Raw genomic sequence first — 19,109 nt, forward strand, 5'->3', positions numbered from 1 at the left:
AGAACACACCGAACACCACTCCCCGGCCGCCCGATCGACGGGCGTCTCCCAGCCGTACATCGAAGGATCCGCATGACCTCGACCCCGCAGGTACAAACCGTCCGCGGCCCTGTGGCGGCACGTGACCTCGGCACCGTACTGATGCACGAGCACGCCTTCGTCCTCAACGAGGAACTCCGGCAGAGCCTGCCGGAGACCTGGGACGAGCAGGAACGCATCAGCGACGCCGTGACCCGGCTGAAGGCCCTTGCCGCGACCGGCGTCACCACCATCGTCGCCCCCACCGTCATCGGCCTCGGACGGAATGTCGCGCGCGTCGCCCAGGTGAATGAACAGGTCGACCTCCACATCGTCGCGGCCACCGGCCTCTACACGCTGGCCGATATCCCCGACTTCTTCCGCTTGCACGGGCCGGGCACGATGCTCGGCGGCCCCGAGGCCATGACCGAGTTGTTCGTCCGTGAACTCACCGAGGGCATCGCGGACACCGGCGTCAGGGCCGCGTTCCTGAAATGCGCGGTCGAGGACGAACTCACCCCGGGTGTGGAACGGGTGATGCGAGCGGTGGCCCAGGCCCATCTGCGCACCGGCGCCCCGATCACGGTCCACACGAACGCGAACGCCCGTACGGGGCTTGCCGCGCAGGACGTCCTGCGCGGCGAGGGTGTGGACCTCGGCGCGGTCGTGATCGGCCACAGCGGCGACACCACCGACCTGGACTACCTGCACCGGCTCATCGACAGCGGCTCGTACGTCGGAATGGACCGCTTCGGCCTCGACATCCTCCTGCCCGGCGACCAGCGAGTGGCGACCGTCGCGGCGCTCGCGCGCGAGGGGTTCGCCGAACGGATGGTTCTGTCGCACGACGCGTCATGCCACATCGACTGGTTCCCGCCCGGCGTACGGGAGCGGATCGCGCCGAACTGGCACTACACCCACCTGCACGACGAGGTGCTCCCGGCGCTGCGCCGGGACGGCGTCCCCGAGGCGCAGCTCACCACCATGCTGGTCGACAATCCACGCCGGTACTTCAGCCCTGCCAACGGCTAGGGCCTCTCGTTTGGATCATGCCGGGCTCGCGTGCCCGCGGTGACATCAGCCGCTGCCGCGGCGGGCCGCGCCTCGCCGCGTTGTCGTCGGTCACCAGGGCTCCGCCATGGCTCCCTCCTCCGCCTCGCGATCCTCCCCCGTAGCCTGAACGGCACGGGAGGGACCCCCTCCACCAGACCCCGCTCCCTGATCCGGCCTGATCCAAACGAAAGACCCTAGTGCCGGTCTTCAACGCCCTGGCGGCCCTGCTGGTGGACGGCGCTCCTTGGAGACAGGCCCTGGCCGGCCAGGTCGTCAGGGGGCTCGGCCCCGGGCCGGGCGCTGTACCTGGCTTCGCGCGGCGGCATGCCGAACTCCTCCCGGAACGCGGTGGCGAACGAGGCATGACTGCCGAAGCCGCAGGAATACGCGATCTCCGCGATCGAGTACGTCGCCCAGCTCGCGCCGGCCAGGCGGGTTCGGGCGACGTTCAGCCGCTCGCGGCGGATGAGATCGCGTGATGTGGTGCCGGCCGCCTGCAGCACCTGTTGGACGTGGCGCGCGGACCAGCCGAGCGCCCGCGCGATGCCGACGACGTCCAGGTCCCTGTCGCAGGCGTGCCGGCGTACGTGGCGTCGGATCGCGGCCTCGACCGTCGCTCGCTGCCCTGTGGGCGCTGTGTCGTCGCCGCCCTCCGCGGCCAGACACACCAGGTCCAGCAGCCGGTCGCAGGCGATGTCGAAGGTGGTCTCGGAGAGTTGCTCGCGCTCCTCATGCAGGGTGGTGGTCAACTGCCGGACGACCCTGCCCAGTCCACGGGCGCCGCTGAGCAGTTGCGGCCCCCGGGCCGCGACCGGGCTGCGTACGGCTACGTCCTGGCCGGACATGATGAAGGCGATCGACAGGAAGTCGGCGTCGTGTGCGAAGGTCATCGGGCGGTCGATGTCGCACAACACCATGCTGCCGGGCCGGATCTCCGCGGACGAGGCCCCCTGCTCCACCCAGGCCGTTCCGGCGAGCGGTACGAGGAGTTCGTACGTGCCCCGGGGGTCGGACCGGATGTGCCGGCTGTCCCTCTTCACCACTTCCTGGCCGCCGGAGCAGAGGGCGAGGCCGTAGACCTTCGACTGCTGCCACTCCAGGCGTCCGGTCCACGGGGCGTCGTGGTCCGACACGCTGATCCGGCTGGCGCCGTGGAGGCCGGTGAAGACCTCGTCCCAGGCGCTCGCCGAGGAGAGAGCGAGAGCTTGGCTCCAGGGGTTCACGCCTCATCCTAATCGGCCCGGGAGCGGGGCACTTGTGCTCTCCCTCCGGCCGCCGGCCGCGCCACCGCCGCGAGCGAGGAGGGGGCCGCCCGTACGACAGAGCGGACAGCCCGCCTGAGAACAGGCGGGCTGTCGCGGAGGGGGACTGCGATCAGCGTGTGCCGCGGTCGGCACTCGTGATGAGCTCGGTGACCGCGTCCGGGTGGCTGATCACGATGGAGCAGGAGGCATCCGAGACCTCGTGCGGTCGCAAGCCGGGGCCGGACCGTTCGATCCGGCCGCGTCGAATGACCTAGTCGGCGAGGGAGTTGGCCGCGATCACAAAACGTGTCACCGCCCGCGAGAAGGTCTCCGGCTCCTCGATGTGGCCGAAGTGCCCGCTGTTCTCCAGGATCAGCAGTTCGGATCCGGGGATCAGCCGGTGCAGTTCCTCGGCCCATCGCACCCCGCAGATGACGTCGTGGCGGCCGACGACGACGAGGGTCGGTACGGTGAGTGAGCCGAGGTCCGCGCGGTCGTCGATGACGAGCGGGGAAAGGGCTTCGTCCAGCCCGGAGATGTGCCCGGCCCGCACCGAGGCCCGCAGCGGAGCGAACTCCTCCTCCCTGCCCCAGTAGTCGGCGAAGTACGCGGGGAACAGCCCCCGGGCGACGGCTGTCATCTGTGCGTCGTCCGAGATCGTGGGGATGGCCTGGAAAGCGGCCAGGACCTCGGGGAGCCCCGGATGGCCGGCGTGGCGCGCCGCGAACGCCCCGACCAGACGCATGGCCTCGGCGCCGTGTTCGGGACAGGCCCTGCCCGGACTGAATGCTCTCGGGCAGGGCCGGCGATGCGCCTGGCGGTCAGCTCGTGATGCCGGCGAGGGCGCCGGGTTCGTACGCACCGCCCTGGTTGTCCAGGATCACGCCGAGGCGGTTGGTCGCGTTGATCATGGCGATCCGGGAGACCAGCGCGATGGCCTGGCAGCCGGTGAGCTGGCGAGCCCGAAACGAAAGCACGCTCTTCGACTCATCGATAGCCTGCGTCACTATGACGCGCGCTTGGATTCTGCCGATACTGCTGGTGCTCTGCGGCTCAGCCGTCGCGACTGGGCTGGCCTTCGGGGGGAAACCCGGCGCAGCCGCAGCGCTCCTGCTGGGTTTCGTACTGCTCGCAGGCGTGAACTCGCCTCTCGTCTTCCCGAGGTCGGTCAGTGCGCTGGAGGCGCAATGCCGCAGCGCCGTCGACGGCCGGCCGGTCGTCTTCTGGCGGTCGGGCTGCAAGTACTGTCTGCGACTGCGTTTCCGGCTGGGCCGTAGCGCCCGGCGGTTGCACTGGGTCGACATCTGGCGTGACCCGGCCGGAGCGGCAGCGGTGAGGGCGGCCAACGAGGGCAACGAGACCGTGCCGACTGTCTTCGTGGCGGGCCGGCCGCATGTCAATCCCGATCCTGAGTGGGTGCGCGAACAGCTCTTCCCTTCCGCGTGATGGGGAGCGCTGCCCAACCGGTCGAGTTCCTTCTTCCACTCTCCGGGCGGCCTTCCACTCTCTGGGCGGCGTGCCGCCGATGCGCAAGCTGCGCAGAGAGCGTGATCAGAAGCCATCCGCTTCGATAATGGCTTCAGTGAAGGCTTCGGGTGCCTCCTGCGGGACGTTGTGGCCGGCTTTCAGGGTGCGATGCGCGTATTTCCCCGAGAACTTGTCACGGTAGGACGCACCGTTTCCGGGGGGCGTAAACGGATCGTATTGACCGTCAATGGTGATCGTGGGGACCCCGATGACGGGAGCCGCGGCGAGCCGTTTTTCGAGACCGTCATATTGAGGGTCTCCTTTGGCCAGGCTCAGCCGCCAGCGGTAGTTGTCGATCACGATCGCGACGTAGTCCGGATTGTCGAATGCCCGCGCGGTGCGGTCGTATGTCGCCTCGTCGAAGTCCCATGTCGGGGAGTTGAACTTCCAGACGAGCCGCCCCAGATCGTGCCGGTACTCATCGAGCCCGAGCTCGCCCCTTTCGGTGGCGAAGTAGAACTGGTACCACCAGGCCCATTCGTCCTTCGGCGGCAACGGCCGCTTGTTGGCCTCACGGTTGGTGATCAGATAGCCGGTCACGGAGACCAGGGCCGTGCAGCGCTCCGGCCAGAGTGCCGCGATGATGTCGGCTGTGCGTGATCCCCAGTCGTAACCGGCGAGGATCGCCTTCTCGATCTTGAGGGCGTCCATCAGAGCCAGGATGTCGACGGCGAACACCGACTGCTGGGCGTTCCGGAACGTCGTACGCGAAAGAAAGCGCGTCGTGCCATGGCCCCGCAGATAGGGGACGATCACCCGGTAGCCCTCGGCCGCGAGCAAAGACGCGACCTCGACATAACTGTGAATGTCGTAGGGCCAGCCGTGCAGAAGCACGACAGCGCGGCCATCGACGGGACCGGCCTCGACGTACCCGACATTCAGCACACCGGCATTGATCTGCTTCAAGGGGCCGAAGGACGTAGGTGCCGTCGACGGAACCGGCGGCTCCTTCCCGCCCGCGTCGGCGTGCGCCGAACCGGCCATGCCGATCTGGGCGGTGACAACGGCTCCGGCCGCCGCGCCGAGGAATTGACGACGACTGTGGTCGGTCCCATCGGGTATTTCCACGGTGCACCAGCTTGATTCGACGGTGGAATCCAGGGTGTCGGGCGGCCCGCCGGCGGTTGTCTTCACGGAGCGGCGGGGTCCCTCTCACCCAACATCGGGACGGCCGGCCGCGCAACCGAGACCGGGCACGGATTGACCCGGCCGAGCGATCGGCCGCCCGCGGTTGCCTCAGCAGCACCGTGTGAAGCTCGTCCCACACCCGGATACCAGTACCGGCTGTGCCGCCTGCTCACCGAGAGGCGGTCGCGCCGGCCACGCGGCCCGCGTCGAGTGCCGCCGGGGAATCCGGGCGCGAACCGTCAGGGACGCCGGCGATCGTTGAGCCGGGCGGCCTTACGTGTCAGGTGGTCGCGTTCGGCGAGGTTGGATGCCTTGTGGGCCGCCTCGGCGTACAGCCGTGCCGCCGTCGCCACGTCGCCGTCGCGCTCGTGGAGATACGCCGCCACCGCGGCGTGGCGGGGCAGCGAGTCGTCCACCGCTGCGAGCGCCGCCAGACCGGCGCGCGGTCCGTCGGCCTCGCCGACGGCCACCGCGCGGTTGAGCCGGACAACCGGGCTGTCGGTCAGGCGCGCGAGCTCGTCGTACCACTCGACGATCTGCACCCAGTCGGTCTCCTCGGCGGTGGTCGCGTCGGCGTGGAGTGCCGCGATGGCGGCCTGGGCCTGGAACTCGCCCAGCCGGTCGCGGGCCAGGGCCGCCTGGAGGATCCCGACGCCCTCGGCGATCGACCCGGTGTCCCACCGGCGGCGGTCCTGCTCGGCGAGCGGCACCAGGCTGCCGTCCGGCGCCGTCCTGGCGGCGCGCCGGGCGTGGTGGAGCAGCATGAGCGCGAGCAGCCCAGCCACCTCGGGGTGGTCAATGGCGACCGCGAGCTGCCGGGTGAGCCGGATGGCCTCGGTGGCGAGGTCGACATCGCCGGAGTAGCCCTCGTTGAAGACCAGGTAGAGGACGCGCAGCACGGTGGCGACCTCGCCGGGCTGGTCGAACCGCACGCCGGAGACGGTGCGCTTGGCCCGGCTGATGCGCTGCGCCATCGTCGCCTCCGGCACCAGGTAGGCCTGGGCGATCTGGCGGGTGGTCAGCCCACCGACGGCGCGGAGCGTGAGCGCGACCGCCGACGACGGCGTCAGCGAGGGATGGGCGCACAGGAAGTAGAGCTGGAGCGTGTCGTCCGCCGCGGGTGCGTGGCCTGGCGCCGGCTCCTCGTCGATGAGGTCCTCACGCCGACGGCGGGCGGCGTCCGACCGGGTCACGTCGAGGAACCGGCGCCAGGCCACGGTGACCAGCCAGCCCTTCGGGTCCCGCGGCGGGCCGGCCGGCCAGACGCGGACCGCCTCGACCAGCGCGTCCTGCACGGCGTCCTCGGCCGCCGAGAAGTCGGCTCCGCGGCGGACGAGGACACCGAGCACGCTCGGCGTGAGGCTCCGGAGCAGGACCTCGTTCACCTCGGAAGTCACTCCGTGATGGTGGGCGGCTCGGTCAGGAACGGGCGCAGCTCGAGCCACTCGTGGATCGGGTCCCCGCCGGCCCCGGGGGCGGCGGACAGGATCCCGGCCAGCTCGACGGCGCGCTCGTAGCTGTCGACGTCGATCACCATCCAGCCGGCGATCACGTCCTTGGTCTCGGCGAATGGGCCGTCGGTGACCGGAGGGCGACCCTCCCCGTCGTACCGGACGAACGTTCCCTCGGGGGCGAGCGCCTGGCTGTCGACGTACTCGCCGGTCTCCTCGAGCCGGGCCGCGAAATCGTTCATGTACTGAACGTGGGCCGAGATCTCCTCCGGCGTCCACCGGTCCATGGGCACGTCGTTGACCGGGGCCGGCGCGCCGCGGTAGTGCTTGAGCAGCAAGTACTTGGCCATCGTGTTTCTCCTTGGTGCTGGTGCGACCCATTGTGGCCGCGTTCATGGCTGGGACGGAGCCGGCCACGGATTCTCGACATCGCCGTCCGATTATTTTGGCTCCCATGGGTGAGCCCCGGTGAGTCGTCCCGCGGTGTCCGGGCTCACGGCGTGGCGCGAGGCACGTCGAGGACCCGCACGACACCCTCGATCCGGTGCGGCCACGATCGACCGGACCCGGACCCGGTTGAAGCGCACGAAGTGTTCATACCTGTTGAGCAGTTCGCACGTCGTTCCCGGGTCCTCCCGTATCCGTTGACCGGCACCTCCCATGGCGATGCCACAGCCCGCCGGCGGCGTACCGGCCCGTCGGACCGTTGGCCGCACGGACATGGGGCGCTTTTCCCTCGCGGGCGGCGGCTCCATGGTGTGTGTCCCCACCGGTCCGGAACGGCGGAGAGAGCAGGCCACCGGGAGCCCGGACGAGAGCGCACGGGTGTTGATGCCTGTCGCGGGGGCGGCCTACGATCGCCGTCACGCGCCCGGGGTGAAACGATTCAAGTCGGTCTCTGGCCGTGTCCCCCCGCGCTCACCCCGTGCTCCTCCCGCCGCCCAAAGGAACACGATGACCGAAGACTGGAACCGCAGAAAACTCCTGCGCACCACCGTGATCGCCGTCGCGGCCACGGCCGTGGGCCAGGCGACGCTCGGCGCCACGCCGGCCGGAGCGCTGGATCACGACGGAGACCATGATCACGACGGTCGCCAAGCACCACTGCGCGTCCAGCGCACCAGCGTTGAGTACGCCGAGAACCTGCTGGGAACCGACATCGACAAGCCCCGGCTTTCCTGGGAACTGTCGGCCGAGGGGCGTCGTGGCGCGGCGCAGACCGCCTACCAGATCCGCACGGCCCGCTCTGTCTCCGATCTTCACAGTGGCCGTCGGCTGGTGTGGGACTCCGGCCGTGTCGCCTCGGATCGCAGTATCCAGGTCGCCTACGCCGGTCCGGAGCTTCAGCCGCGCACCCGGTACTACTGGCAGGTCCGGGTCTGGGACGAGAGAGGGCGCCCTTCGTCGTGGAGTCCGGTGCGCTGGTGGGAGACGGCTCTGCCGGACGACGGCTGGAAGGGCCACTGGATCGGCTTCACCGTTCCGGCGCCGGAATTCGACGGCGCGTCCTGGATCTGGTCGGCTGACGCCACGGCGAACGCCGCGCCCCAGGGCCCGCGATGGTTCCGTGGCACGTTCACACTGCCCGAGGGCGCCCGAGTCGCCAAGGCCACGCTGATGGCAACCGCTGACGACGACTTCACTCTGTACGTGGACGGTGAAAGGGTCCTTCACGCGGATCAGCGCTCGGACGGTTGGCGCGAGGGCAAGGTCATCGACATCGCCCAGCGGGTGCAGGCAGGGGGGAGTTTCACGTTCGCGGCCGTCGCCACGAACCGAGGGGACAATCCGGCCGGTCTCCTGGTCCGCCTTCTCGTGGAGGACGGAGCAGGCTCCCAAGTGGCCGAATTCGTCACAGACGGCACATGGCGGGTCTCCTCGCGAGAAGAACAGGGCTGGACGCAAGCGGAGTTCGACGACAGCGCCTGGGGCCGGGCCAACGCCCTCGCCCCTTATGGAGATGGTCCGTGGGGGCGCGGGGCAGGTTTTCCCCCGACTCCGGAGGGACCCGCGCCGCTGTTGCGGCGTGACTTCACGGTTTCCAAGCGTGTGGCCCAGGCCCGCCTCTACATCAGCGGTGTCGCGTACTACGAGGCGGAGATCAACGGCAGACGTGTGGGCCGGCAGGTCCTCGATCCAGCGATCACCAACTACGAGGCGACGGTGCTGTACGCCGTCCATGACGTCACGGACGCCGTCGAACGTGGACAGAACGCGATCGGTGTGACCCTGGGCCGTGGTTTCTACGGGATCAAAACGCCCAACGCCTGGGGCTGGGGCAACGCGGCCTGGCACGGTGAGCCCCGACTGCTCGCCCAACTGGAGATCCGTCACACCGACGGTACGACCACGACCGTGGCCACCGACGAATCCTGGCGGCTGACGGCTGGGCCCACGCGGTCCAACTCCCTGTACGCGGGGGAGACCTACGACGCTCGTTCGGCGCCTGCCGACTGGACCCGCCCCGGGTTCGACGACCGGGACTGGTGGCCCGCCCCGAAGCAGGAGTCACCCAGGGGAACGCTGCGCCCACAGGCACTTGAGCCGATCGAGATCGTGGAGACGGTGCACCCGACCGAGGTGAAGGACGTAGGTGACGGCGTCTATCTGGTGGACATGGGCCGCACCATGGCCGGCTGGTGCCGGCTCGCGGTCACCGCCGCGGCCGGCACCAAGGTGGCGCTCGTCCACAGCGAGAAGCTGGACGGCCGGGGCAGGGTCATCGACGCGAGCGGCTTCACCCCGGGGCGCTTCCAGCGAGACGAGTACGTGTGCGCCGGCACCGGACGGGCCGAGGTGTGGGAGCCCAAGTTCAGCTACAAGGGGTTCCGGTACGTGGAGGTCTCAGGACTGTCCGAAGCGCCGAAGCCAGGACAGGTGCTGGGCCGCCTGGTCCACAGCGCTGTCGACGAAGCGAGTGACTTCGCCTGCTCGGAAGGTTTCTACGAGCAGCTGGACAAGGCGATGCGACGCACGCTCGCCAACAACCTGCACGGCATCCCGACAGACACCCCGAAGTACGAGAAGAACGGCTGGACGGGGGACGCGAACGTCGCCGTACCCTCGATGCTGTACACCTTCGGCCTGCAGCGGTTCTTCAGCAAGTGGCTGAACGACATCAAGGACAGCCAGGAAGCCTCCGGGCGGATCCCCAGCATCGTGCCGAGCCCGGGGTGGGGCTACAACGAGTACAATCCGGCCCCGGAGTGGACCACGGTGTACCCGCTGCTGCTGCACCAGATGCACCGGACCTACGGCGACGAACGCCTGGTGCGTGAGCACTGGGCCTCCGTCGTCCGCTACCTGGACTGGGAGCTCGGGCGCAGGACGAACGGACTGGTCAGCTCGGTGATCGGTGACTACCTTTCGCCTGGCCACATCGAACCTCCCGAGGACGCGACGCTGACGGCCAGTGCCTACCTCCACCGGTCCCTGCTCGCCGTCGCCGACCTGTCCGGCGTGGCGGGTGAGAAGGACGAGGGAGAGCGCCTGCGCGCGGCGGCCGAGGAGATCAAGACGGCACTGAACCGGACCTTCCTGACGTCGGCCGGTCACTACCGGACCAGTCGCGACAGGAACTACCGGCAGACCAGCAACGTCATCCCGCTGGCGTTCGGTCTGGTGCCGAACGCGGCAGTCCCCGGAGTCGTCGCCTCACTCGTCCAGAACATCACCTCCCCGCCGCCGCAGGGGGATCCGACCACGCGCTCGCCGAACACCCTGAACACCGGTGTCCTGGGAACCAGCGTCCTGCTGCCCCAGCTCACCGCCCACGGTCATGCCGACCTCGCCCACAAGGTCGCCACCCAGCGTGCCTACCCCAGCTGGGGCTACTGGTTCGAGAACGGCGCCGACACCATGTGGGAATACTGGCGGGTACCGGAGAACCGCTCACACAACCACTACTTCAAGGGGACGGTTGTCCAGTGGCTCTACGAGAACGTGGCAGGACTGCGTCCGGGAAGCGACGGCTACCGGACCTTCACCGTCAAGCCCGACGCCCGGGTCGGGGTCAGCTGGGCCCGTACCTCGCTGCGCACCGTCCGCGGTGAGGTGTCGGTGGCCTGGGCCACGGCCGACGGCACGTTCCGCCTGCGGGTGAAGGTCCCGGTCGGCTCCACCGCCGAGGTCCATGTGCCGGCTCCTGACAAGGCCGAGGTGACTGCCCACGAGGAAGCCGGGAAGATACGGCTGGACAACGGGTTCGTGGTGTACAAGGTGCCCCAGGGGTACTGGGAGTTCACCTCACGGGCCTGACGACGCGGCCGGCCGTCGGTGCGACCCGTGGCCCGCCGGCTCTCCTTCGGGAGGAGTCGGCGGGCCACGTGCGGTCCTGGAGCGGTCGGTGCCACTCGGCGGCAGCGAGGCCGGCTCGGTCTCAGGCCCATCGCAGTCGGTTGCCGGTCGAATTGCGGGCCAGGAACAGCGTGAGATACGTCTGCCCCGCCATGGCGCCGATGCGGTGCTCCCGCCCGTGGTAGGTGTTCTCCCCGGCTGCGCCGTAGGTTCGGCCGTCGGTGAAGCGGGACATGAGGGAGAGCTGCGCGTTGTTGTGCAGTCGCTCCCACTCGGCGGCGGGCGGCGAGATGTCGTGGTCCTGCCCGGTGAGTGAGACCAGAAGGTCGAAGTTGCCGAAGTAGAAGGGGAAGTGCGTACCCCAGTCGTTGCCCTCGGGGTAGTAGATCTCCGCCGAGTTCTCACGGTAGATCGGGCTGGTGCCCCCGCCGGGCAGCGGGAAGGGTTTCTCCACCAGCGCGGCGTACGTCCGATTGATGTTGTGCAGCGCGGCCCGCGGTGCGGCCCGGTTCGCCAGGCCGAAGACGAAACCCTGGTAGAGGCTCTGGTCGAAGGCCACCATGTACAGCGGGTGCAGCCGTGCGTGGTTCTCCAGTGTTCCGTCGTCGGCGATGTTCGTCCCCTGGAGCCAGGAGGACAACCGGATACCGTTGATGGTCTCGCTGCTGGTGAGGTCGGCCGGTCTGGCTGCCGCGGCCAGGAGGAGCTCGATGTTGCGACGCGTCCAGCGGGCGGTGCCGGGGTGGCCCGGCATCATCGAGGCGGCCAGGGAGAGTGCGGCGGCGCTCCAGTTGTCCTCTTCCGCCTTGCTGTCCCCGGGGGTGACGACGGTGCCGTCGCGGCGGGTCATGTACAGCTGATCACCGCTGGTGCCGATGAGGTGCACGCCGTTGCCGGTGGTGAGCCGGTCCGCTTCCCATACCAGCATGGCGACGAGATGATCGCGCGTGGTGGCGTCCAGCCGGTCCCAGAAGAGCCAGCCTGCCAGCGCCGTGTAGTACGCCCACAGGGCGGTCTGCCATCCGCCGCCCCAACGGTTCCCGGTGTTCGTGTTGTTGGCCCGGTGCCGGGCGGCGAGGGTCCGGATCAGATTGCGGGTCCGGATGGTGGCGTTCGCGGCCGACAGCGTCCTCGGGTCGTACGTGTCCGTGACCAAGGCGGTGGTGGCGGCGACCGCGGCCATGGCGGGCAGCCGGACAGCCCGTTCGTCCGTTCCCTTGAGATCGATGTAGCCGTCGGGAAGGTAGTGGGTGTAGGTGGCGGCGTACCAGGGTCCGATCAGGTAACGGGCACTCCCCGCGAGGACGGCCGTCACGCGGGTTCCGGCGGCGTCCGCCCCTGAGTAGGAGCCGAGGTTGGACCAGTTGACGGGTACGACGCCGCTGCCGTCCGCTGCCAGGGCGGTGCCCGTCGTCCCGGCCCCGAAGACACTGGTGAGTCCGATCGCGCCCGTTGCTCCTAGGAAGCGACGTCGGGAAAGTGCAGGCGGGTCGAACATGGGCGGACTCCTCCTCGCGAGGGGCATCGGACAGCAAGGGGCGTGGCCGGTGGCAGCGCACCGACGGTTCGCGGAGGCGGTCGCGACAAGCCCGGGGCCGGTTCTCACTCGAAGAACTTGAGGCTGTACCCGACGGTGCTGGTTGCGCCCGGTACGTTGGCCCGGCGGTACGTGGTGTTGCCCCACCAGACGGCCGTGCCGGTGTACCAGTAGCGGTTGGCCCATGAGTACGGTGTGCCCTTGGCGACCGCGTGGAACATGGTCGGGAACCGGTTGCCGGACGGCGGGCCGGCGGCGACGTCACCGCGCGGCAGGACGAACGTGTGGTGGCCGGGGCCGTCGACATTCAGCGTGGGATCCCAGCCCGGCATCATGGTCGGGGCGTGCGAGCCGAACAGGCAGCCGTTGCTCTTGTACCAGTCCCACACGTACGTCGGGTCGCCGCCGGCCCGCAGCCGCAGGTCGGCGATGCAGTACTGGCTGCTCCAGCTGCCGTTCGCGGAGTACACGATGTGCAACTGCCCGCTGGGGTCGACGATCGGCTGCGGTGCCTCGTTGATGTAGGGGTTGCCTACGACCCGTTCCCACGGCTCGCGTGGCTGCGATATGACGTAACGGCCGCCGGTGGTCGTGGTGGGACCGCTCATCCGGGCGATGTACAGGTTCTGTTCGACGTTGGTGTCGCCGGACCAGCCGGACCACACGAACCAGCGCTGGCCGCCGAAGGTGAGGGGCACCCCGTCGATGGCCCACTTGTCGTCGGGCAGGGCGACTTTGGTGGCGGCGGAGTAGCCGGTGTCCGGGGCGGCCGAGCTGATGTGGTACATCCGGTGGGCCGCGCCGCTGCCGGCGGCGAAGTAGATGCGGTACTGACCGTCGTGGTGCACGATCTCGGGGGCCCAGACCTCGCCGAGGTTGCCGGTGTCCTGCCACACCTGGTGCTTGGGCGCGGTGGCGACGCCCTCCAGGGTGGACGCCGACCGCACCGCGATGCCGCCGTCCACGGACTTGGCGGAGACGTAGAGGTCGCCGACCTTGATGACGCTCGGGTCGGCGCCGCCGACGAGGGGGCGGCCGAGCGTGGACGGCTGGTCGTCCGTCACCGCGGTGACGGCTTCGGCGGGTCCGGCGGTGGTCACGGCCTGCCCGAGGATCAGTGTGCCGACGAGTCCGAGGGGAACGATGCCGGCGAGCCATCGCGTAGGGGACATCAGGTTCCTCCTGATCATGTCCACGACAGAGAGCGCTCTCAATCATCGCCACGCGGTGAGCTGCCGTCAATGGAGGAGCAGCCCGACGAACTCGTACCTGGCCGGCGGTAGGGCGCCGGACGTTCCACTTCGCCGCCGACGCGGCAGACCGCGCGGATCGGCGGGACCACGGCGTCCGGCCGCCACGGCCGGTCCGCTGATGGTTCTGCCGTGCGTCGGACTGCTGCTCGTCTTCGCGTACTGGCCGGTCGTCCGAGGCGTCGTCCTGGGCTTGTACGACACCGATCTGCTGGGCGAACCCTCGCGGTTCGTCGGCGTCGAGCACTACGTCGACCTGGTCGCCGACCCGGAGCTGCGGCGGGCGCTGCTCGCCACCGGGGCCATCGCCGGCCTCAGCGTGCTGCTCTCCGTGGGCGGCGCGCTCGCCGCGGCGCTCCCGCTGCGCCGGGCCGCCCGGAAACCGCGTGCCGTGGTGTCGGTGCTGCTCTCCCTGCCGTTCGCCTTCTCGGCGGCGGCGTCGGCCGCCGTGTTCGCGGGCCTGTTCGCGCCGGCGGTCGGGACGCTCAACCAGATGCTCGCCCAGCTCGGCGTCGGCGGGCCGCAGTGGCTGCAGTCACCGACGTGGGCCATCATCAGCATTTCGATCGCCACCGCCTGGTACGAGTTCGGTTTCGCCTTCCTCGTACTGCTGGCCGCGCTGAGCCGGCTCGACCAGGAAGTCATCGAGGCCGCGGCGCTCGACGGCGCCTCGGGAGCGCGGCTCGCCTGGTCGGTGATCATCCCCATGCTCCGGCCGAGCCTGGTGTTCCTTCTGGTCACCCAGACCATCAACGGCCTACAGGTGTTCACCCAGGTACAGGTGCTCACCCGGGGCGGTCCGTCCGGTGCCACGTCCACGCTGGTGTACGAGCTGTACCAGCGCGCGTTCGGCGAGGCGCTGCCCCAGATCGGTTCGGCCTCGGCCCTGGCCGTGGTCCTGCTGGCCCTCGTCCTGGTGATCACCGCGATCCAGTTCCGGGTGCTGAGGAGATGGGCATGAAACGCCTTCAGACCGGTTCCGTACTGCGCTGGTTGTGGCTCGGCGCCGTGGTCGTGCTCGTCACCTTCCCCGTCTAGTCACCGTCGTCACCACCCTCCTCCCGCCGGGCGACGTCGCCGCCGGCCGCCTTGTGCCGGTGCCGGGCCGGTTGACCCTGGACAACGTGCGCGAGGCGCTGGACTCCGCACCGCTGGCCCGGCAGTACCTGGTCAGCGTGGCCGTCACCGCGCTCCAGGCGACCGCCCAACTGGCCACCGCCGCACTGGCCGCGTACGCGCTCGTCTTTCCCCGCTGGCGCGGCCGGGGCATCGCCTTCGCACTGGTGCTGGCCACCCTGGCGTTCCCCGGGGAGAGCCTGGTCATCCCCAACTTCGAGACCGCCACCGCACTCGGGCTGCGCGACACCCTGCTCGGGATCGTCATCCCGTACCTGGCCGCGGGTTACGCGGTCTTCCTGCTCCGTCAGGCGTTCCTCGCGCTGCCGCGGGAGACCTGGGAGGCCGCCCGCCTGGACGGCTGCGGGGAACTGCGGGCCCTGCTGCATGTCGTACTGCCCATGGCACGGCCGCAATTGATCACGGCGGCGATGTGGTGCGCCCAGTCGGCCTGGAACGGCTACTTCTGGCCGCTGCTGATCACCGACTCCCCCCAGCGGCGCACCATCCAGGTCGGCCTCGCCCAACTCGCCGTCGACCAGGCCACCACCCCGGCCGTGATCTACGCGGGCACCCTGCTCGTCCTGCTGCCGACCCTGCTGCTCGTCCTGTTCGGGCAGCGCTTCCTGGTCCGGGGCCTGGCCGCACGGGTCACCACGTAGCCCCCTCCTTCATGCACGCGCATACACGCGCTGAGACCCGTACCGAGACCCGTGCCGAGCCTCGAACGCCCGGCCCGTACCGAGAAGAAAGACGATCCGCCATGTCCTCACGCACCTCGCGTTCCAGAAGGCTGCCCGTCCTGGCCGCGCTCCTGACGACCGTCACCGCGACGACACTCACCGCCTGCGGCGGTTCCGGCGAGGAGGCCACCGGAGCCGCACCGGGACCTTCCGCGCTGGCAGCCGCGAAGGGGCCGGTCACCGTGACCCTGTGGCACGGCGTCGGCGGCGCGGCCGGCGGGGCGCTCCAGAAGGAGATCGACGCGTTCGACAAGGCCAACACCGGCAAGATCGTGGTGAAGGCGTCGTTCCAGGGCAGCTACGCCGACGCCATCGCCAAGTACACCTCCGCGATCCGCGACGGCGGTACGCCGAGCGTCATGGTCTCCAACGACATCACCACCGGCTATCTGCGCGACGCCAGGCAGACGGTCTCCGCCCAGGCGATGGCCGCCGCCAACCCGGAGGACCTCGACCTCGACCAGCTCCGCCCGGCGGCGCGCAACTACTACACGGCCGAAGGTGAGTTGCTCGCCGTACCGCTCAACACGTCCATGCCTCTGCTGTACGTCAACGACAAGCTGCTGGACCGGGCGGGCGTGGACCGCTCGACCCTCGGCACGCTGGAGGGCGTGGCGGCGGCCGCCCGTAAGATCCACGCCGGGGTCTCCGGTGCCCAGGGCATCGACATGCCGCTGGACGGCTGGTGGTTCGAGCAGCTCACCGCCGCGGCCGGGGTCCCCTACTGCACGCCGGACAACGGCCGCGAGGGCGACGGAGCCACGGCGTTGAAGCTGACCAGCGGACCGCAGCGCGCCGCGATCGGCACCATGGCGAAGCTCTACACCGACGGTGTCGCGCTCGACACCGGTGCCGATGGCAACGCCGCCCTGTCCGCCTTCGTCGCCGGCAAGACCGCCATGATGTTCAACTCCAGCGGTGCCATCGGCGGCCTCAAGGAGGCCGGTATGACCGACTACACCGCGCTGCCCTATCCCCTCTCGTGTTCGAAGGCCACCGCGGGGGCCGCGATCGGCGGTGCCGCGATGTGGGTCGACCAGGCCGGGCACGGCGAGGCCGAGCGGGTGGCGAGCTGGAAGCTGATCAGTTACCTGGCGTCCGCCGAGGCGCAGGAACGATTCGCCGAGGCGTCCGGCTACGCCCCGATCAACACCGGCGTCGACAACTCGCCCTCCTGGAAGCAGTTCCTCGCGAAGAACGAGCCCTACGCCGTGCTCGGCGAGCAGTTCGCCGACACCCCGGCCACGACGGCCACCTCCGGCTGCCTCACCGGCGCGATGTCGGGTGTACGTGCCGAGGTCGTCCCCGCGATGCAGCAGGCGTTCAGCGGCAAGACCGCCCTCGACAGCGCTCTGAAGACGGCTGAGGCGGCGGCGACCACCAAGATCAAGGACTACCGAGAGCAGGCAGGCAAGTGACCGAGAACGTGACCCCGACCCCCACCCCGGCTGCCACGTCCGAACGGTTCGCGCAGGCTCCGGGAGACCCGTACCGCTACGGTGTCTACCTCCGTCCCGACCCCGCGACCTGCGCCGCTGTCACTGCCGTGACCACGCAGCTGCGGGCGCAGTACGGGATCGTCTCGGCCGGGGCGTTCCCGCCTCACGCGACCCTGGTCGGCAGCCGGCACATCACGGCCCCGGCCGGGGAGATCGTCGCCGCGGTGACCAGGGGACTGGCCGACGTCCCCGCCTTCACCGTCCACAACGCGGGCGTCCGACGGCAAGGAGTGGGGCTGGTCTACGACGTCCACCACCTCGCCGACGGCATCACACCGAACTCCGCTTTCGTGGACCTCGCGGCCCGTGTCGACAAGGCCGTCGCACCCCTTCAGACCCCGGCGCCGAACCACGCCGAGCACCATTTCGACAGGAACACCTTCCGGGCGCACCTGTCGCTCGTCTCGCACGACATGTACGTACGCCCCGATCTGTCCGAAGAGGTCGGGGAGTACGTCGACGGGCTCCCTGTGGCGTTCCCGGAGAGGTTCCCCGGCGACAGGGTCACCCTCTACCGGACCCGCAGCGACGACTGGGCGGGCCGCTGGTGGCGGACCCTCACCTGGGAGCACGTCCATACCTGGCGTCTGCCGCGCTGAGCCGGGAACGCTGCCGCGGCGCATCCACCGCCCTGCGGACGAGCACGGGCCGTCGGGTACGGCCGCTGCGCCATGGTCGGCCCTTGGCGTCGGCCGTGTCCCGAACCAGAACCGCTGATCGTCCGTGAATCTCAGCCGCCGCGTCTCATCTCAGCATCGCGTCTCCCTTTCAAGATGGGCGCGGAAGCTGAGTGCGGGCCGACCGGTGAGGCGCCGGACGGTGTCGGTGACGCGGTTCTCGGCCCCCTCGGCGATGGCACGGTCCATGTCGGCCAGCATCGTGGCGAACTCCACCGGTATCAGCGCCGTGAGCTGATCGCGCATGTGCTCGTAGGACAGACGGCGGTGCACTACGGGCCGGCCGGTGACCTCGGTGGTGATCGCTGCGATGTCGTCGTAGCTGAGCGCCTCCGGCCCGGTGAGGACGAGATCGGTGTCGGGGGCGTGTTCGTCGGTCAGGGCATGGACGGCGACGGCCGCGATGTCCTCGGCGTCGACGAAACCGACCCGGCCGCTCCCGGTCGCGGTCCGGATGACGCCGTCCTCACGGATGCTCACGGCGTGCGCGTGCGTCCCGGTGAAGTTCTGCATGAACCACGAGGGCCGCAGCACCGCCCACTGTTCGAACAGACCGGGCAGGGCCTCGTGCACCGCTCCCACCGCCGGGCCGCCCTTGGGGATGGCCGAGGAACTGAGGAGCACGGCGCGGTATACGCCGGCGGAGCGGGCGTGCCGGAGGAACGGCAGCATGACTGTCGCCGGATCGGAGTCGCCCAGGGGCGGTATGAGGTAGACGCGGTCGGCCCCGTCGAGGGCGGCGGCATGGGTGGCTGGGGCGTACCAGTTGAAGGGGACCGGTTCCGCGCCGGGGACCGGGGTGGCATGACGGCTGGCGGCTTTGACGCGATGGCCGGCGGCTGTCAGCCGCGCGGCGGTGCGGCTGCCGGTGGTGCCGGTCGCGCCGATGACCAGAGAGGTGCCGGCGGTTGTCATCGGCTGCTCCCGGCGAAGTCGGTGCCGGCTTCGAGTGCGAGCGGGTTCCAGTAATCGCGGTAGGAGGTGATGAGCCCGTCCTGAACGGTCACGACCGCGATGTAGGTCATGTCGAAGGGCCGGCCGGTCTGGACCAGGCGGCCGACACCGCGCATCTCGACCACGATGGTCTCCGGATCGGTGGTCCGGTGGATCCGCAGGGCGGGGAAGTCGTGCAGATCGATGTGGTCGGGGTAGTGGCGCATGTAGGCGGCGATGGCCTCCCTGCCCTCCAGTCGCTTGGGTCGGCCGTCGGGGGCGAAGGGGAACTCCATGATGCCGTCCTCCGCCCACAGGCCGACCCAGCCGGGAATGTTCTTGTCCAGCAGCAATCGCAGGCTGTGGCGGTAAAGATCCGCCGGAGAAGTCGGTGCGGACATGAGTATCCTCCATATGTAGAATCCGGACCCCGGGTCCGCTTCGACGTTACGGACCCGGGGTCCGCTTTGCAACTGGAGGAGCAGCATGACCGAGCGCAAGCCCCGCAAGGACGCCGCCCGTAACCGGGAAGCCGTCCTCGCGGCAGCTGACGCCCTCTTCGCCCGCCGCGACAGCCCCGAAGACGTCACCATGGCCGACATCGCAGCGGCGGCCGGCGTCGGCAAAGGCACACTCT

Annotated in this window: 18 protein-coding genes; 8 read left to right on the top strand and 10 right to left on the bottom strand. The window is 69.7% G+C overall.

Annotation, left to right across the window (positions count from 1 at the left end; all coding sequences use genetic code 11):
- Positions 1–72 precede the first annotated feature (72 nt).
- Entirely contained in the window at positions 73–1,050 is a 978-nt protein-coding gene (locus CU044_RS01855) for a phosphotriesterase (RefSeq protein ID WP_129766617.1), read from the top strand.
- A gap of 215 nt (positions 1,051–1,265) precedes the next feature.
- Here the strand turns inward: CU044_RS01855 and CU044_RS01860 are convergent, their stop codons facing one another.
- The 3 genes from CU044_RS01860 to CU044_RS01870 all read right to left on the bottom strand — a co-directional run bounded on the left by CU044_RS01860 (position 1,266) and on the right by CU044_RS01870 (position 3,292).
- Positions 1,266–2,294 (bottom strand): AraC family transcriptional regulator, encoded by a 1,029-nt coding sequence (locus CU044_RS01860; protein ID WP_129766618.1) that lies wholly within the window; start codon positions 2,292–2,294, stop codon positions 1,266–1,268.
- Positions 2,295–2,586: 292 nt separating this feature from the next.
- Positions 2,587–3,060 carry an alpha/beta hydrolase gene (locus tag CU044_RS01865; protein ID WP_129766619.1) on the bottom strand — a complete coding sequence of 158 codons (474 nt, stop codon included), beginning with the start codon at positions 3,058–3,060 and terminating at the stop codon, positions 2,587–2,589.
- A gap of 76 nt (positions 3,061–3,136) precedes the next feature.
- The gene (locus CU044_RS01870) at positions 3,137–3,292 is read right to left on the bottom strand and encodes a hypothetical protein (protein WP_193563844.1); all 156 of its coding nucleotides are present in this window, start codon (positions 3,290–3,292) and stop codon (positions 3,137–3,139) included.
- Positions 3,293–3,323: 31 nt separating this feature from the next.
- Between CU044_RS01870 and CU044_RS01875 the strand changes: the two genes are divergently transcribed.
- Positions 3,324–3,761, top strand: a complete 438-nt coding sequence (locus tag CU044_RS01875; protein ID WP_129766620.1) for a glutaredoxin domain-containing protein — start codon at positions 3,324–3,326, stop codon at positions 3,759–3,761.
- 105 nt (positions 3,762–3,866) lie between these two features.
- Here CU044_RS01875 and CU044_RS01880 read toward each other — a convergent pair whose 3' ends face one another.
- The 3 genes from CU044_RS01880 to CU044_RS01890 form a co-directional block, all read right to left on the bottom strand.
- The gene (locus CU044_RS01880; protein WP_240045267.1) at positions 3,867–4,976 is read right to left on the bottom strand and encodes an alpha/beta hydrolase; all 1,110 of its coding nucleotides are present in this window, start codon (positions 4,974–4,976) and stop codon (positions 3,867–3,869) included.
- A 233-nt stretch (positions 4,977–5,209) separates the two neighbouring features.
- Positions 5,210–6,355, bottom strand: a complete 1,146-nt coding sequence (locus tag CU044_RS01885) for a DUF6596 domain-containing protein (protein ID WP_129766682.1) — start codon at positions 6,353–6,355, stop codon at positions 5,210–5,212.
- Between the two features lie 8 nt (positions 6,356–6,363).
- Positions 6,364–6,771, bottom strand: coding sequence for a YciI family protein (locus CU044_RS01890; protein ID WP_129766621.1), 408 nt, complete (start codon positions 6,769–6,771; stop codon positions 6,364–6,366).
- A 604-nt stretch (positions 6,772–7,375) separates the two neighbouring features.
- On the opposite strand from CU044_RS01890, the gene CU044_RS01895 reads away from it, so the two are divergent.
- Positions 7,376–10,678 (top strand): family 78 glycoside hydrolase catalytic domain, encoded by a 3,303-nt coding sequence (locus CU044_RS01895; protein ID WP_129766622.1) that lies wholly within the window; start codon positions 7,376–7,378, stop codon positions 10,676–10,678.
- A gap of 121 nt (positions 10,679–10,799) precedes the next feature.
- Here CU044_RS01895 and CU044_RS01900 read toward each other — a convergent pair whose 3' ends face one another.
- Together CU044_RS01900 and CU044_RS01905 are read right to left on the bottom strand one after the other, a co-directional pair.
- Positions 10,800–12,215 (bottom strand): hypothetical protein, encoded by a 1,416-nt coding sequence (locus CU044_RS01900; protein WP_240045268.1) that lies wholly within the window; start codon positions 12,213–12,215, stop codon positions 10,800–10,802.
- A 104-nt stretch (positions 12,216–12,319) separates the two neighbouring features.
- On the bottom strand, positions 12,320–13,426 hold the full coding sequence (locus CU044_RS01905) for a glycoside hydrolase family 43 protein (RefSeq protein WP_129766624.1): 1,107 nt from the start codon (positions 13,424–13,426) through the stop codon (positions 12,320–12,322).
- Positions 13,427–13,625: 199 nt separating this feature from the next.
- Here CU044_RS01905 and CU044_RS01910 point away from each other — a divergent pair, with 199 nt between their 5' ends.
- From CU044_RS01910 to CU044_RS01925, 4 genes are all read left to right on the top strand, one after another.
- Positions 13,626–14,465: a sugar ABC transporter permease gene (locus CU044_RS01910; protein ID WP_165371747.1), complete on the top strand. Its 840-nt coding sequence runs from the start codon at positions 13,626–13,628 to the stop codon at positions 14,463–14,465.
- 148 nt (positions 14,466–14,613) lie between these two features.
- Entirely contained in the window at positions 14,614–15,282 is a 669-nt protein-coding gene (locus tag CU044_RS01915) for a carbohydrate ABC transporter permease (protein ID WP_205124044.1), read from the top strand.
- 101 nt (positions 15,283–15,383) lie between these two features.
- A complete protein-coding gene (locus CU044_RS01920; protein WP_165371749.1) occupies positions 15,384–16,781 on the top strand; it encodes an extracellular solute-binding protein in 1,398 nt (465 codons plus the stop codon).
- Positions 16,778–17,461, top strand: a complete 684-nt coding sequence (locus tag CU044_RS01925) for a 2'-5' RNA ligase family protein (RefSeq protein WP_205124045.1) — start codon at positions 16,778–16,780, stop codon at positions 17,459–17,461. Before CU044_RS01920 ends, CU044_RS01925 begins: the two co-directional genes overlap by 4 nt.
- Before the next feature lie 150 nt (positions 17,462–17,611).
- Here CU044_RS01925 and CU044_RS01930 read toward each other — a convergent pair whose 3' ends face one another.
- On the bottom strand, positions 17,612–18,454 hold the full coding sequence (locus tag CU044_RS01930) for an NAD(P)H-binding protein (RefSeq protein ID WP_129766630.1): 843 nt from the start codon (positions 18,452–18,454) through the stop codon (positions 17,612–17,614).
- Complete coding sequence (locus tag CU044_RS01935; protein WP_129766631.1) at positions 18,451–18,873, bottom strand: nuclear transport factor 2 family protein; 423 nt, start codon at positions 18,871–18,873, stop codon at positions 18,451–18,453. Before CU044_RS01935 ends, CU044_RS01930 begins: the two co-directional genes overlap by 4 nt.
- A gap of 85 nt (positions 18,874–18,958) precedes the next feature.
- On the opposite strand from CU044_RS01935, the gene CU044_RS01940 reads away from it, so the two are divergent.
- On the top strand, positions 18,959–19,109 hold a 151-nt coding region (locus tag CU044_RS01940; protein WP_129766632.1), incomplete at its 3' end, for a TetR family transcriptional regulator.

The sequence above is a fragment of the Streptomyces sp. L-9-10 genome, assembly GCF_004151105.1.
Classification (GTDB): Bacteria; Actinomycetota; Actinomycetes; order Streptomycetales; family Streptomycetaceae; genus Streptomyces.

Bases quoted from the DNA above. Each gene is read 5' to 3' on its own strand.
- CU044_RS01855 (WP_129766617.1), top strand. From the start codon at position 73: ATGACCTCGACCCCGCAGGTACAAACCGTCCGCGGCCCTGTGGCGGCA.
- CU044_RS01865 (WP_129766619.1), bottom strand. From the start codon at position 3,060: ATGCGTCTGGTCGGGGCGTTCGCGGCGCGCCACGCCGGCCATCCGGGG.
- CU044_RS01875 (WP_129766620.1), top strand. From the start codon at position 3,324: ATGACGCGCGCTTGGATTCTGCCGATACTGCTGGTGCTCTGCGGCTCA.
- CU044_RS01890 (WP_129766621.1), bottom strand. From the start codon at position 6,771: ATGGCCAAGTACTTGCTGCTCAAGCACTACCGCGGCGCGCCGGCCCCG.
- CU044_RS01895 (WP_129766622.1), top strand. From the start codon at position 7,376: ATGACCGAAGACTGGAACCGCAGAAAACTCCTGCGCACCACCGTGATC.
- CU044_RS01900 (WP_240045268.1), bottom strand. From the start codon at position 12,215: ATGTTCGACCCGCCTGCACTTTCCCGACGTCGCTTCCTAGGAGCAACG.
- CU044_RS01905 (WP_129766624.1), bottom strand. From the start codon at position 13,426: ATGTCCCCTACGCGATGGCTCGCCGGCATCGTTCCCCTCGGACTCGTC.
- CU044_RS01910 (WP_165371747.1), top strand. From the start codon at position 13,626: ATGGTTCTGCCGTGCGTCGGACTGCTGCTCGTCTTCGCGTACTGGCCG.
- CU044_RS01920 (WP_165371749.1), top strand. From the start codon at position 15,384: ATGTCCTCACGCACCTCGCGTTCCAGAAGGCTGCCCGTCCTGGCCGCG.
- CU044_RS01930 (WP_129766630.1), bottom strand. From the start codon at position 18,454: ATGACAACCGCCGGCACCTCTCTGGTCATCGGCGCGACCGGCACCACC.
- CU044_RS01935 (WP_129766631.1), bottom strand. From the start codon at position 18,873: ATGTCCGCACCGACTTCTCCGGCGGATCTTTACCGCCACAGCCTGCGA.